Here is a 12,844-nt window from a genome sequence, read left to right on the forward strand (position 1 = left end):
CGCGCCCACGCAACCGGCCAGTAGGAGTATGGCGGCAAGCGCCCTCAACGGGGGCTGCGTTTGGCGAGGATGCGCTGCAGGGTCCGGCGGTGCATGTTGAGCCGCCGCGCGGTCTCGGAGACGTTGCGATCGCAGAGCTCGTAGACGCGCTGGATATGCTCCCACCGCACGCGATCCGCCGACATCGGGTTCTCGGGCGGGGGCGGCATTTCCTCTTCTTCGGCAAGCAGGGCCGACGTGATGTCATTCGCGTCAGCGGGCTTCGAGAGGTAATCCGTGGCGCCCATCTTCACGGCGGCCACCGCCGTTGCAATCGCGCCGTAACCGGTCAGGACCACGATGCGCGCGTCGGGGCGTTTTTCGCGAAGAACCTCCACCACGTCGAGGCCGTTCCCGTCCTCCAGCCGTAGATCGATGACGGCATATGCCGGCGGGCGTGCCGTGGCGATGGCCGTGCCCGCCGCAACCGAGCCCGCAGCCTCGACCTCGAAGCCGCGCTTCTCCATCGCGCGCTCCAGACGGCGCAGGAACGGCTCGTCATCATCAAGCAGGAGAAGCGACTTGTCCGGCCCGATTTCTCGGAGGTTGCGATCATTCGTGGCCATAGACGTCGTCTCCTGATGAATGCTCCACAAGTTATAGGAACAATTGAGAGATGGTCAAACGGTCGCAGGCCGGGACGCCTGCGTTTTCAAACGAAAAAGGGCGCCGCCGAACGTTGTCGGGGCGCCCTTTCGGCAATGGTGTGAGAAAGGGCTCAGACGGCCTCTTCAATCCACTTCTGCAAGGCGGCTTTCGGTGCGGCGCCGACCTTGTTGGAAACCACTTCACCGCCGTTGAACATGAACAGCGCGGGGATGCCGCGGACGCCCAGTTGCATGGGGGAGTTGGGGTTCTCGTCCACGTTGATCTTCACGATCTTCACGCGGCCTTCGTATTCGGCGGAAAGCTCTTCCAGAGCCGGGCCGATCTGTTTGCAGGGGCCACACCATTCGGCCCAAAAATCTACAACGACGGGGATGTCGGACTGCTTCACTTCGGCGTCAAAAGTGGCGTCGGTAACGGCGGTGGTAGCCATGGTCTCATGCCCTCCAGGCGAGGTTATATCGGAGGCAGAACCTAAGAACGGACCTCCGGAGGGTCAAGCACTGCTTGCGCGTTTAAGCGCCGCTGACACGATATCGTGTGGGAGCGGCATTAAAGTACCCGTGCGGGACCACAAGATGGCGGTGTTGATTTCGCGTCCGGGATAGATCGCGGCGAGCAGTTCGGCATAGGCACCCATTTGCCGCAAAATGCCTTCGGGGGTGGCTTCAGGCGTCTCGGGGACCGTAGCGTTGGTCTTGAAGTCGACCGCAGTGATCGTGCCATCGGTCACGATCAAGCGGTCGATGATGCCGATCACGTCACATTGCAGCGTGCTCGAGTGGCCGGTGATCTCGACTTCGGCCAAGGAGTCCTCTGTGAACAGATGCGCGAGATCCGGCGCGGTAAGGACGCGGGTTGCCTCCTCCAACATGGGCGCCAGTGCGTCCTCGGGCAGCTCGGCTGTATGCAACGCGGCGATGCCGGGGGCTGCGGCTTGCCACGCGGCCTGCGGCAGCCGCGGCAGATGCTCGAGCAGGAGGTGCGTGATGGTTCCGCGCTGCATGGCAATTGCGGTCTCATCGCCCACGCCGGGCAAGGCTTTCGCGCCGCCGAGGTCCGACGGTTTCCGCGCCGCCTTGTCCCGCACCGAAGCGGGGGCGTCGCTGGTCGCGTAGTCCGGCAAGGCGGGGCGCTCTCTGGTCGATGCGTCGGGCTTCTCGCCCTCGGGCCAAGCGCCCGATTGAAGCCTCAGGCCCGTGCCCTCCAAGCCTTCGACAGTCAGCGGTTCGGCCCCCATGCCATCCATCGCGTCGGCCACGATCTTGTACCACGAACCGGCGTCGGCCTGTCCCAAAGCGCCCGATGCGGCCACGATCAGCCAGCTCTCGGCACGGGTCAGCGCGACGTAGAGCAGGCGGTTCGCTTCCTGTGTGTCGCGATCCTTCGCTTTGGCCGCGGCCTCGCGCACGGTGTCCGTTTCGTCTCCCTTGGCCGGGGCCCAGACCACCGGGCCGCCATCCGGTTGCAACAGGGTGACGCGGCCGCCGCCGCCCCCACGGGGCATGGCGCAATCGGGCAGGATCACGACCGGCGCTTCCAGACCCTTCGCGCCGTGGACCGTCATCACCCTGATCTGACCCGTGGCCTGAGACAGATCGCGTTTCACCTGCACATCGCCGGAATCGAGCCAGCCGACGAAGCCGGTGAGCGAGGGCACCTCTGTCGCCTCATAGGCCAGTGCCTGGGCAAGCATGGCATCGACGGCATCCTCGGCCTCTGGCCCAAGCCGGGCGATCAGGCGCCGGCGTCCGTCGTGTCGGATCAGCGCGCGTTCCAGCAAGTCGTAGGGCTTGAGGAATTCCGCGTTGTCGCGGAGGTCCGTCAGCATAGCATGGGTCTCGGGAAACTCGGCGGCGCGCTCGCGCAACGCGGACCAGAGGAAGCCCTTGCGGTCGTGGGCGAGGTCATAGAGCGCGGCTTCCGACAGGCCGCAGAGGGGCGAGCGCAAGACGCAGGCCAATGAGAGATCATCTTCGGGCGTAGCGAGGAAACGGCACAGGGCCATCAGGTCTTTCACGGCCAGCGGTGACGTCAGCTGCGAGCGATCGACGCCTGCCACGGGCAGGCCGGCACGTTTCAACTCGCCGATGATCTTGTGAAATAGCGGCGAGCGTGACCGCACGAGGATCAGGATGTCCCCCGCTTCCACCGGTCGCATCTTGCCATCGACCTCGATCATCGGCGGCGTGTCGATCATGTCACCGATCCGCGCCGCGAGGGTCTGCGCCAGCACCGAGGAGTGGTGATCCTCGCTTACCAGATCCTGCGGGTCATCCCATGCAGGCTTCTCGCCACTCTTCGTCTGCTCGATCGCAGGCCAGAGGTCGACACGTCCCGACTTCGTCTCGAAGAAGGAGCGGTGCTCGATCAGGCTACCCAGACCCGGTGCGCCAAGGCCGGCAGCGACGCTGTCCACAAGCGCAAGGATCGGCGCGGCGGACCGGAAGGAGTGGATCAGCGCCGCGTCCTGAAACGGGGCGCCGATTTCCTTCAGGCGCGCTTCGAAATGGTCCCGCATCCGTCCGAACTCCGCCGGATCAGCGCCTTGGAACGAGTAGATCGACTGCTTCTGGTCGCCGACCACGAAGATGGTCCGCCGCACGTCTTCTCGCGCGCCTTCTCCGGCGGCGAAATCCTCGGCGAGGCGTTGGACGATCTCCCACTGGCGCGGTGCGGTATCCTGCGCTTCATCGACGAGGATGTGATCGATCCCGCCGTCGAGCCGATAGAGCACCCATTGCGCCACCTTGCTGTTGCTCAACAGGTTGCGGGTCTTGTCGATCAGGTCGTCGAAATCGAGCCACCCGCGTGCTTCCTTGGCGCGGGCGTAGAGCGGCAGGAATTGCTCGGCGAAAGTGTGCAAAGCGTGGATGCGCCGCGCGGTCATCAGCCCACAGCGGTGCGGGCGTGCCTCGGCAATACGCTCCATCAAGGCGTTGAGCGGCTCCATCGCGTCCCCGATCGCGGCGCGGGTCTTGGCATTGCCGATCTTGTCGATCTTGGGCGCGAAGGGGGCCTTCGTGGTTGCACCGAAGAGGAAGGCGCCCTCCAGCGTGGCAAGGTCCCGCATTTGGGGCGCGTCCCATTGCACGGTCGTCAGCGCGCGGTGGGCGGTCCCGGTCGAGCGGCTGCCTGCTTCAAGGTGCGGGATGACGGCGGCCGCAAGATCGGCCTCGTCGCCCAGGATGACCGAGGCGCAGACTGCACTCTCGGTCAGCCCCGGATCGATGTCCGCGAAGTCACAGATCGTCTCCCAATCAGCGGGCGGTATCAGCGCCTCGGCCCGGCCGGCGACGGCGCGGGCCAATTGCATCGCGCCCTCGTCCCCCGACAGATGCGGCGCGACCAGATCGAGCGCGGCTCGGCCCTCTGGCGTCTCCGCCATCTCGTCGAGCAGATCCGCGATGAGGCGGGACTGCACACGTTCGTCGATCTCGGTGAACGCCGGGCTGACGCGGGCCTCCAAGGGGAAACGGCGCAGAACCGAGGCGCAGAAGGAGTGGATCGTCTGGATCTTCAGCCCACCCGGCGCCTCGATGGCTCGGGCAAAGAGCGTCCGCGCGTCGTCAAGGAGGTCCGCGCTCAATCGGCCCTCGGATACCCCGATCGCGGCCAGCATCCCGGCCAGTTTCGTGTCGTCCTGCATCGCCCAGTCGCCGAGGCGCGAGAACAGGCGGTTCTGCATCTCCATCGCGGCGGCCTTGGTGTAGGTCAGGCAGAGGATGCGCTCGGGCGGCACCCCGTCGAGCAGCAGGCGCGCGACCCGGTCGGTCAGCACGCGGGTCTTGCCGGAACCCGCATTGGCACCGAGCCACGTGGACGTGCCCGGATCGGCGGCGCGGGTCTGGGCGCGGGTTGCATCATCCATCGGCTTGCTCCCCCTTGGTCTCGCCAACCGGGATCACCTCGGCCTCTTTCGTTTCATCCCATTCCCCAAGCCGCGCGAGGTGATCGAAGGTCCCCTCGAACCGCGTCTGGGTCACGGCGCGGCGTGAGGTGAAGCCCACCTGCCGCTGTCGATAGTGGGTGATCAACCGGCGCAGCCCGCCCAGAACCTCGTCCAGCGCGGCCGTATCCACGGGCTCATCCCGCACTTCAGGCTTGCTGCCAAGGCCTACGTAGGCCAGCCGCGCGACGTCCAGCGGGCGGTCCGCGAAGGCGCCGCCACGGGCCATCAGCCCTTCGAGCATCAATTGCTTGTTGAAGTGCTTCGCCTCGTTTTCCGTCGGCACCGAGCCGGTCTTGTAGTCATAGATCGCGACCCTCCCGGCGGCGTCCCTGTCGATCCGGTCGGCCTTGCCACGCAGCGCCAGTGACAGGCCGGGAACGTCCCATGTCTTGTCCTCCTCGACCACCCAGGGAGAGGCCACCTTCCGGAAACCTGCTTCCTGCGTCAGATACCACGGCGCCAACCGTTGCAGCCGGTTGCGCCATAAGTGACGCGCCGCGGGCCAGGGCGCTTCCTCTGCCAGAATGGCCTCTCCGATGGCCATGAATTGCGCCTCGGCGTCGGGGGGCAGCGCGTCGGACGTCTCCTTGATGAAGCGTTCGAGGATATTGTGGATGACGTTGCCCCGCAGGCGCGCGTCGGGCGTTGCGCGCAACGGATCGAGCGCGCGCAGGCGCAGCATCCGGGCGGCGTAGATCGCATAAGGGTCGCGGATCAGCCGTTCGATATCGGTCACCGAAAGGTAGGGCAGCCGCGTGTCATTCTGCGGTGCGGGAGCGGGTCTCGGTTCGGGTGCGGCGCTGCGATCCGGGGTCGTGAGCGTCTGCGCAAGCGTGATCCATTCGTCACCACGCCGGCGCATATCGCGCAATGCCTGCGCGGCTTCGTTGCTCGCGCCGCCAAGCAGGTTCACCAGCCGGTTGAGCCAGCGCGCAGGCACGGTATCGGTCTCGTCATCCCGCTTGGCGCGCGACAGCCAGACCTCTCCGCCCGCGATGCCCTGCTGGAAGTCATGCGCCGAGAGGCCGATGACCCGGTCCGGAAGCCGTAGCCCGGCCTTGTCGCGCAGCGGTCGGTTCAACCATGGGTCGGCGCTGGCCGCCTGGGGCCAGGTGCCCTCGTTCAAGCCCGCCAGAATGGTGACGTCAGCGCCCTGAACGCGCGCTTCCTGCGTGCCCCAGATCAGCACGTCGGCATGGGGGCGCAGCGCGGATCGGGCCTCTCGATCGTGGGTCAGCGCGGAGAAGAAATCGGCGAAATCGCGGGCCGACATCGCGCCGCCATAGGGCGCATCGGCGGCGAGGTTGCGCAGCAGCTTCGCCGCCTCTTCCCCCGCTTCACCATTGTAGAGCGACCCTGCCTCGGGCTGGCCGACGCCCGCCGCCAGCACCTCGGCCCGTGCCTGATGCAGCCCCAAACGGTCCGCCAGCGGCATGGGGGCGCGGTTCACCTCGGCCAGAAGATGGTCCGAGACCCAAGTGACCCAAGCCGTCGCATCGGGGTCGTTCTCTCGCTTCGCGGCCCACTCTAGAAGCGCGTCCCGCTCCGGGAAGGCGAGGCCACGGCGCAGCACTTGCAACTCCAGATCCCGCGTGCGGCGCAGGTGATCGCCCCGGTCGGCGCCGGAATGGCACAACGGGTGCTTCAGCAGAGCGACCATCCCCTCGGAGGTGACCGGCGCGCACATGGCATCGGCCACCTGCCGCAGAAAGCGCCCCGGCGCGGTCTGTGCCAGAACCTGCCCGGCGCTGTCGTCCGGCGTGATTGCCCATCGGTCAAGTTGCGCCGTTACCTTCCGTGCCAACCGCCGGTCCGGCGTGACCAGCGCGGCCCGTTGTCCCTCTGCAACTGCCTGGCGCATTCGCAGCGCGATGGCCGTGGCTTCTGCTTGCGGCGAGGGGGCCTCCAGCAAAGTGACGCCTGCCATGGCGCCGGAAACATCGGTCAGCTTCGGGCCTTCGGTCCGCCATTGGTTGGTGACAGGCGCGGGCCGCAGCGCCAGCGAGATGACAGCGTTGCGGTGCGGCTCAGCCGGTTCATCGCTGCCCCAGATCGGGACGCCGGCGGGGGCCACTTCTACAGCGTCGAGAAATTTCGCCAACCGATATTGCGGGTGGTCTTCCCCGGCCAGCCCGGTCTTGCGACCTTTCAACAGCCCGCGCCAGATCTCGGCCGGCATGTCGCGATCGATGCCCGGCAGGATCACGGCACCTTGAGGCAGCTTCGCCACCGCTTCCATCAGCCGGAACGTGGCCCGCCGCGAGCCGGTGGAGCCCGCCACGATCACCGGGTGAGCGGGCGGATTGTGCCGCCATTCAGCGATCAGCCGCGTCACAACCTCTGCCTGCCGCGCCTCGGGCGTCGGTCGATCCTCTGCCGCGATCAAGTCTTGCGCGATCCGGAGGAATTCTTGCGCGCGGGTCCAATGTTCGGAATGATCCCCCATGTCGAGGGTCGCGATGTCCTCCGGCGTGACGCCTTCCTCCACCATCTCGCCCATGAAATCCGCAAGGCTGTCGGCCAGTTCATAGAGCGCGGCGCGCGGGGCGAGATCGGGGTTGGCGTCGATCAGCTTGGCGATCAATTGCGCCAGTTCGAGCCGCAGGGCCAGGGGCGTCATGGCCGGCGGCAGACCTTCCAGATCGGCCGTCTCCGCCAGCGCCAGAACGGGCCGGATGCGCGGCAGGAGACCCGGCCCTCGCTGCATATAGAGCGCTTGCAGGCGACGTTGCATCCGGGCGTTGGCCACGTGGATTTCCACCCGCGCCAGTGCTTCGGGGCCCTGACCCTCCAGCGCCGTGTCGAGCCCGGCAATGAGCGAGGCGCAGAAATCCACGCCGAGGGGTGTCGCGAAGACCCGTGCCTTGGTGCTCGGCTCAAACAACATGCAACATCTCCTCTGCCATCTCGATGCCGCCGGGGTGCCCGACGTCCGCCCAACGCCCCTCGTGCACGATGCCGAAAAGCCGCCCCTCTTCCGCGTAGCCCTGCCAAACGTCCCGCAGCGAAAATACCTCGCGGGGGTCATTCAGGCATGGCGCGGGGTCCAAGATCTGCGCGCCGACGTAGACGTAGGTGTCGGCAGATTTGTCGAAGGCAATCCGCCCGTCCGGGGTCATGGCGAAGTCACCGCCTCCCTTGCGACCGACGGCATCCGCCCGCGGAACCAGCAGCAGCAACGCGCCCATGCGTGCCGGATCAAAGGCGGCCTCAAGCTGCCTGATCGGTGGCGCGCCGGTCCAGACATTATCGGCATTGAGGGTTGCCATCGGCCCCTCGCCCCACCGCTGCACCGCACGTTTGACAGATCCGCCGGAGTCGAGAATCTCGGGCGTTTCAAGCTGGAGATGCACGTCCCGCCCCGCCAAGTGCGCCGCGATCTGGTCGGCCCGGTAATGGGCGTTCACCGTGATCGGGTCCGTCCCCCGCGCGGCGTCGAGCGCGTGGTCCAGCAGCGTCCGGCCTGCGACCTCGATCAGGGGTTTCGGGCGGTCTGCGGTCATGGCGCCCATGCGGGTGCCGAAACCGGCGGCGAGGATCAGGCAAGGCACGCTCATGGCTCGACCCAATGGGCGGTGCGGTCAAGCAATTCGGTGACCGGCCCCTGCAGTTCCGGCACCGCCGCCGCCGCGCGCGCCACCAGTGCGCGGGTGCGAGGCAGATAGGCGGCGTAGGCGGGCTTGCCAAACGACGTCGACAAGCGCCGGAAGATGCCGAGAATCCGCAGGTTGCGTTGCAACGAAAGGGTCGCGATGCGGGTCGGCGTGCTGTGAGCCTCGATCAACGCGCAGCGCCAGTCCTCGGGCACGACGCGGCGCGGGTCGTCCAGCAGAGACGCCAGATCATAGCCGTCGGGCAGCATCATTGCGTCCTGAAAATCCAGTAGACCGACGCGCGCTTCCGCGCTCCGCTTGGGCAGCCACATGAGGTTGTCGGCATGGACATCGCGAAGAGACAGCACGCTCGGCCCCGGCGCATGGGAGGCGAGCGCTTGCGCAAGGCCGGACAGGACTTTCACCCGCAACGCGTCACTATTCTCCACGAAATCGAAGGTCAGCGCCGTCATCCGGGCCATCTCCTCCGCATCCGGCGCTGCAAGATCAGGGACATTCTGGCGCTTCACGATCTGCAACAGCGCCGCAGCCGTCTCGTAGGCCTCTCGGGCTTCGTCCGGCCGGCTCTCCAACAGGCGCGAGAGGCTGATGTCGCCCAGATCTTCCATCAGGATCAGCCCGTCTCTTGGCGAGGCGTGCAACTCCTCCGGAGCGGACAACGTGAGGCTGCGCAGATGGGTGCAGATCTTGCGGAAAGCCGTGTAGCTCGCCTGTTCGGCCGCCGTCGACACCGGGGCGACCATCAAGATCGCGGTGCGCCCGTCACGGCTCAATCGCAGGTAGCGCCGGGTGGAGGCATCGCCCGCCAAGGGCGTCGCTTCGGCACCTCCCCATCCGGCCGCGGCAAGAAACGCGGCGTGGCTCATGGCTGCAGAGCCTCGCGGACCCGTGTCGCGAGCGCCGACGTCGGCGATGCATGGAGTACCGCTTCACGGCGCTCGTCATCGCGGCGGGTCAGATGGAGCAGGACCGCATTCTCGGGCCAATCAGGCGCCAGACGGTCAGGCCACTCGATCAGGCAGATTGCCTCGTCCAGCGCTTCGGTCAAGCCAAGTTCATCAACCTCGGAGGGATCGCCGAGGCGGTAAAGATCCGCATGCCAAAGCGCCGTGTCGCCCGTCTCGTAAGTTTGCACCAAGGTAAACGTAGGGCTCGGGACAGGCTCTTCAGGGTTTCCCATGGCAGCGCGGATCAACGCGCGGGCGAGGTGGGTTTTCCCCGCGCCGAGCCCGCCTGAGAGCAGCAGCGCATCCCCCGCGCGCAGCACGGCGGCAAGGCGCGCGGCCAGAGCGTCGGTGGCTTGCGGAGAGGGCAGATCGACAGCGCCCACGACCGGCCAGTCGGGCAGGGTGGGGGCATCGGTTTCGGGCAAGGGGATCAGGGGCTGCGTCATCGATGAGCAACCTAGACGGGAACGCCGGGGAATTGAATCGAAACCCTACGCGCGGCGTTGCGTATCCTCGGGAACCTGCGCGCGTGCGGCATCCAGAAGCGGCGTCGCAGGGGGCACGCCCAACTCTGCAAGGGGATCGGCGACGTTGATGTCGAGGGGGTGGAACTGGATCACCGTGGCGCGGCCCCGCGTCGGCGCCATCCGTACGGCGAGGCGCATGCCGTTCAGGGTCTCGATCTCTTCCACCCAGGGCGCGCGCTCGATCTCGTGACCCACGAATTGTCGGATCTCGCCCCAGACCGGGCTCGGCTTGCAGCCTTTCGCCCAGTCCTGACAGGTCTGGTTGAGATGCGGCATCTGCGCGAGATCCTGCGGATCCTGACCCCAGAGCCTGCCATAGCCTTCGTTCGCGCCGACCATGGCGCCATCGGCTTGGAACACCGCGATGGCTGCCGGAATGGCGTCCAGCACCGCCTGAAACATATCCAGATCGGCCCGGAATTGCCGGGTGAGAGAGACTTCCGCGCTGATATCCTCGAACATGAAGGCAATCGCCCCGTCAGGATGCGGACGGCCCATGACGCGGAAGGTCTTGCCTTCGGGCAGCTCCCAGAGTTGTCGGTAGGTGCCGTTTTCGGCGCCCTCCTCAAGCTGCGCAATCTCGTCGCGCCAACTGCGATAATCACGCGGCTCGGGCATCCGTTTCATCTCGCGCAGCTGGTCCAGAAATGAACGTAGGTCCGGCCGGGCCGAGAGGAACTCCGCACCGACCTGCGTCAGCGCCACGAGCGCCGGATTGAAGGTGACGAGTTGGCGTTTCCGGTCGAAGACGGCAAGCCCGACAGGGAGCGCCGCGAAGGTCTTGGTGGTTGTCTGCAGGAAATGGCGCAGGTTGGTTTCGGCGCGGACGAGGCGATCCGCCGGTTGCGCCGTGAAAAGCGCGCTGCCACCGGGCAACTCGTCGCGGCTGACCTCGTACCACGTCGGTTCATCACGATCCGGAAACGCGATGCTGCAGCGCCGGATCGTACCTTCGGTGGGGGCCTCTTCCAGCGCCGAAGCGAAGACCCTCGGTAGCGGCCAGCAGGGCGCATCGCCCCCTTGCTGGCGTTCGAGCAGGTCGAAATAGGAGGCATTGGCCCAGATCACCCGTGCGTCCCGGTCCTCTCGCCACATCGGCACGACCCCGGTATCCAGTGCCGCGCGGAGGTCCGACAGCTCGGCCTGCAAAGCGCTCAACGTCGCCGCCTCCACCGTCTGCCGCCCCTCGCGCTTGTCAGCGGGGCCGACCGAGAGGCTGAGCACGTCGTCCTCTTCCAGCCGTCCGCCGATCAGCACCGGATCCGACCCGATCCGCCCCTCTATCACGAAGGCATCGCCCCGGTCCTGCAGGGCGGTGAGGTGAGGTTTGAGGTCGGGGCTGATCGGAACAAGCGATGACACCAGCCGTTTGAAGGCCATGGTCCGGTCTATGTCGTGATCGAGGAAGGCGTCGTCCCGGTCCACATCGGACAGAAGGTAGCCTTCGCGGAACCGGTAGCGTCGAAGGACGTCGCTATTGCCCGACCCGCGAGGGGGCGCGCCGCCTGATCGGGCGATGAGCCGGCCGGCCAATAGCCGGGTTGTCAGGACCACGCCCATTGCTGCCGTAGCAAGGGTGATCCCTATGAAAATCAGCGTTGCCGCGTTGTCCAACCCACGTACCCCGTCTCTGTCCCATCGCTGATCTTGGGGCAAAACGGTTAATGGCTGGTTAATCGCGTAGGGCTGTCAGCCGCGCACTGTCGCCAGTTGCGAAACAATGCCCGGCGTTTTCAGTCAATTATCGGCGTGTTCGGGCCTAATGCCCCACGGGATTGCGCGTCCTCAGGGGAGATCACGGCTTTCGGCCAGATGACCTGAACCTGCGCGCCCGACTGTCCGCGGGTGTCATCGGCGGTAAGGAAAGGGTCTGCTACGTTGATGAAATGGATCTTCGCGCCCGACCGCTCCAGCAAGGTTTTCGCGATGAACAGGCCAAGGCCCATGCCCTGGTATCCGGGGCGCAGATCCGCATGGGCGCGGTTGCGTCGGCGCAGGAACGGGTCTCCAAGCCGCCCGAGCATGTCCGGCGGGAAGCCGGGGCCGTCATCGGTGATCGTGACGCTCACCGTCCCGGCGCTCCACACCGCTTCGATCCAGACCTTTTCATCCGCGAAATCGACGGCGTTCTGAACCAGGTTCCGAATGCCGTGGATGATCTCGGACTTGCGCCAGATCTGGGGTTGCTGCTCTTCCTCGTCCGCGAGGTCCTCGTCCGGGTGAACGTCGAAATGCAACGCCACGCCTCGGTCGGCGTGGGGCTCGGCCGCTTCGCGCAGCACTGCCTCCAGCGGCGCGCGGCGCATGTGGATGTCGTCCTTCCCCGCCCGTCCCATGGAGCGCAGGATATCACGGCACCTGTCTGCCTGATCGCGGATCAACGCCACATCATCGGCCAGCATCGGTTGATCCGAGAGGTCGTCCATCAACTCGGTCGCGGTCAACTTGATCGTCGCCAGTGGCGTGCCCAACTCATGGGCCGCCGCCGCGACCACGCCGCCGAGGTCGGTCAGCTTCTGCTCACGCGCGAGCGCCATCTGGGTGGCCAACAGCGCCTGGCTCATCCGGTGCGTTTCCGAAGCAACGCGGCGCGCATAGGCCGACAGGAATAGAATCCCGATCACCAGCGAGACCCAGAAGCCGAAGGTGAACAGGCCGGGCAGGGCCAGAACCTCACCGCCAAGCGTCACCAGCGGCAGGTGCCAGATGGCGAGACAGGTGATCAGCAAGATCGCCAGAAGCCCGAGGATCACGGTCGAGCGCATGGTGAGCGCGGTGGCGGAGATCGTCACCGGCGCGAGGATCAGCAGCGAAAAGGGATTGTTCAGACCGCCGGTCAGAAACAGCAGGAACGAGAGCTGCGCCAGATCGAAGAGAAGCGTCAGCATCGCGTCCCGGTCGCTGAGGCGCTGGTTCTCGGGAAAGATGTACATCGCGATCAGGTTCGAGACGACGCTCGCCCCGATAGCCAAGAAACACAGCCCAAGCTCGAACCGCAAGCCGAGGTAGAACGTGGCCGTCACCACCGCGATGGTCTGACCCAGAATGGCCAACCAGCGCAGAACCAGGAGCGTCCTCAGCCGGACCCAATCCACGCGGCTGTCTTGCTGGACCAACCGCAGGGCGGGGTCTAATACGGGCTCACTGATCGCCATCGGG

At 66.3% G+C, this 12,844-nt stretch carries 9 protein-coding genes; all 9 read right to left on the reverse strand.

Annotated features, from left to right (window positions below):
* Positions 1-44: 44 nt before the first annotated feature.
* A complete protein-coding gene (locus KYE46_RS02575) occupies positions 45-605 on the reverse strand; it encodes an ActR/PrrA/RegA family redox response regulator transcription factor (protein ID WP_219003253.1) in 561 nt (186 codons plus the stop codon).
* 152 nt (positions 606-757) lie between these two features.
* Positions 758-1,078 carry a thioredoxin gene (gene trxA, locus KYE46_RS02580; protein ID WP_219003254.1) on the reverse strand — a complete coding sequence of 107 codons (321 nt, stop codon included), beginning with the start codon at positions 1,076-1,078 and terminating at the stop codon, positions 758-760.
* A 63-nt stretch (positions 1,079-1,141) separates the two neighbouring features.
* Entirely contained in the window at positions 1,142-4,516 is a 3,375-nt protein-coding gene (gene addA, locus KYE46_RS02585) for a double-strand break repair helicase AddA (protein ID WP_219003255.1), read from the reverse strand.
* Positions 4,509-7,484, reverse strand: coding sequence for a double-strand break repair protein AddB (gene addB, locus KYE46_RS02590; protein WP_219003256.1), 2,976 nt, complete (start codon positions 7,482-7,484; stop codon positions 4,509-4,511). Before addB ends, addA begins: the two co-directional genes overlap by 8 nt.
* Positions 7,474-8,154 carry a nucleotidyltransferase family protein gene (locus KYE46_RS02595; RefSeq protein WP_219003257.1) on the reverse strand — a complete coding sequence of 227 codons (681 nt, stop codon included), beginning with the start codon at positions 8,152-8,154 and terminating at the stop codon, positions 7,474-7,476. Before KYE46_RS02595 ends, addB begins: the two co-directional genes overlap by 11 nt.
* On the reverse strand, positions 8,151-9,077 hold the full coding sequence (locus tag KYE46_RS02600) for an aminoglycoside phosphotransferase family protein (protein ID WP_219003258.1): 927 nt from the start codon (positions 9,075-9,077) through the stop codon (positions 8,151-8,153). The genes KYE46_RS02595 and KYE46_RS02600 overlap by 4 nt, the downstream gene beginning before the upstream one ends.
* On the reverse strand, positions 9,074-9,604 hold the full coding sequence (gene tsaE, locus KYE46_RS02605) for a tRNA (adenosine(37)-N6)-threonylcarbamoyltransferase complex ATPase subunit type 1 TsaE (protein WP_219003259.1): 531 nt from the start codon (positions 9,602-9,604) through the stop codon (positions 9,074-9,076). Before tsaE ends, KYE46_RS02600 begins: the two co-directional genes overlap by 4 nt.
* 45 nt (positions 9,605-9,649) lie before the next feature.
* A complete protein-coding gene (locus KYE46_RS02610; protein ID WP_219003261.1) occupies positions 9,650-11,299 on the reverse strand; it encodes a PAS-domain containing protein in 1,650 nt (549 codons plus the stop codon).
* Positions 11,300-11,418: 119 nt separating this feature from the next.
* A complete protein-coding gene (gene regB, locus KYE46_RS02615; protein ID WP_219003263.1) occupies positions 11,419-12,840 on the reverse strand; it encodes a sensor histidine kinase RegB in 1,422 nt (473 codons plus the stop codon).
* Positions 12,841-12,844: the final 4 nt, after the last annotated feature.

The organism is Gymnodinialimonas ceratoperidinii (assembly GCF_019297855.1).
GTDB lineage: Bacteria > Pseudomonadota > Alphaproteobacteria > Rhodobacterales > Rhodobacteraceae > Gymnodinialimonas > Gymnodinialimonas ceratoperidinii.

Excerpts from the sequence above, each read along its gene's own strand:
- regB (WP_219003263.1), bottom strand. The coding sequence starts at position 12,840 with ATGGCGATCAGTGAGCCCGTATTAGACCCCGCCCTGCGGTTGGTCCAG.
- tsaE (WP_219003259.1), bottom strand. The coding sequence starts at position 9,604 with ATGACGCAGCCCCTGATCCCCTTGCCCGAAACCGATGCCCCCACCCTG.
- KYE46_RS02600 (WP_219003258.1), bottom strand. The coding sequence starts at position 9,077 with ATGAGCCACGCCGCGTTTCTTGCCGCGGCCGGATGGGGAGGTGCCGAA.
- KYE46_RS02595 (WP_219003257.1), bottom strand. The coding sequence starts at position 8,154 with ATGAGCGTGCCTTGCCTGATCCTCGCCGCCGGTTTCGGCACCCGCATG.
- addA (WP_219003255.1), bottom strand. The coding sequence starts at position 4,516 with ATGGATGATGCAACCCGCGCCCAGACCCGCGCCGCCGATCCGGGCACG.
- trxA (WP_219003254.1), bottom strand. The coding sequence starts at position 1,078 with ATGGCTACCACCGCCGTTACCGACGCCACTTTTGACGCCGAAGTGAAG.
- addB (WP_219003256.1), bottom strand. The coding sequence starts at position 7,484 with ATGTTGTTTGAGCCGAGCACCAAGGCACGGGTCTTCGCGACACCCCTC.
- KYE46_RS02575 (WP_219003253.1), bottom strand. The coding sequence starts at position 605 with ATGGCCACGAATGATCGCAACCTCCGAGAAATCGGGCCGGACAAGTCG.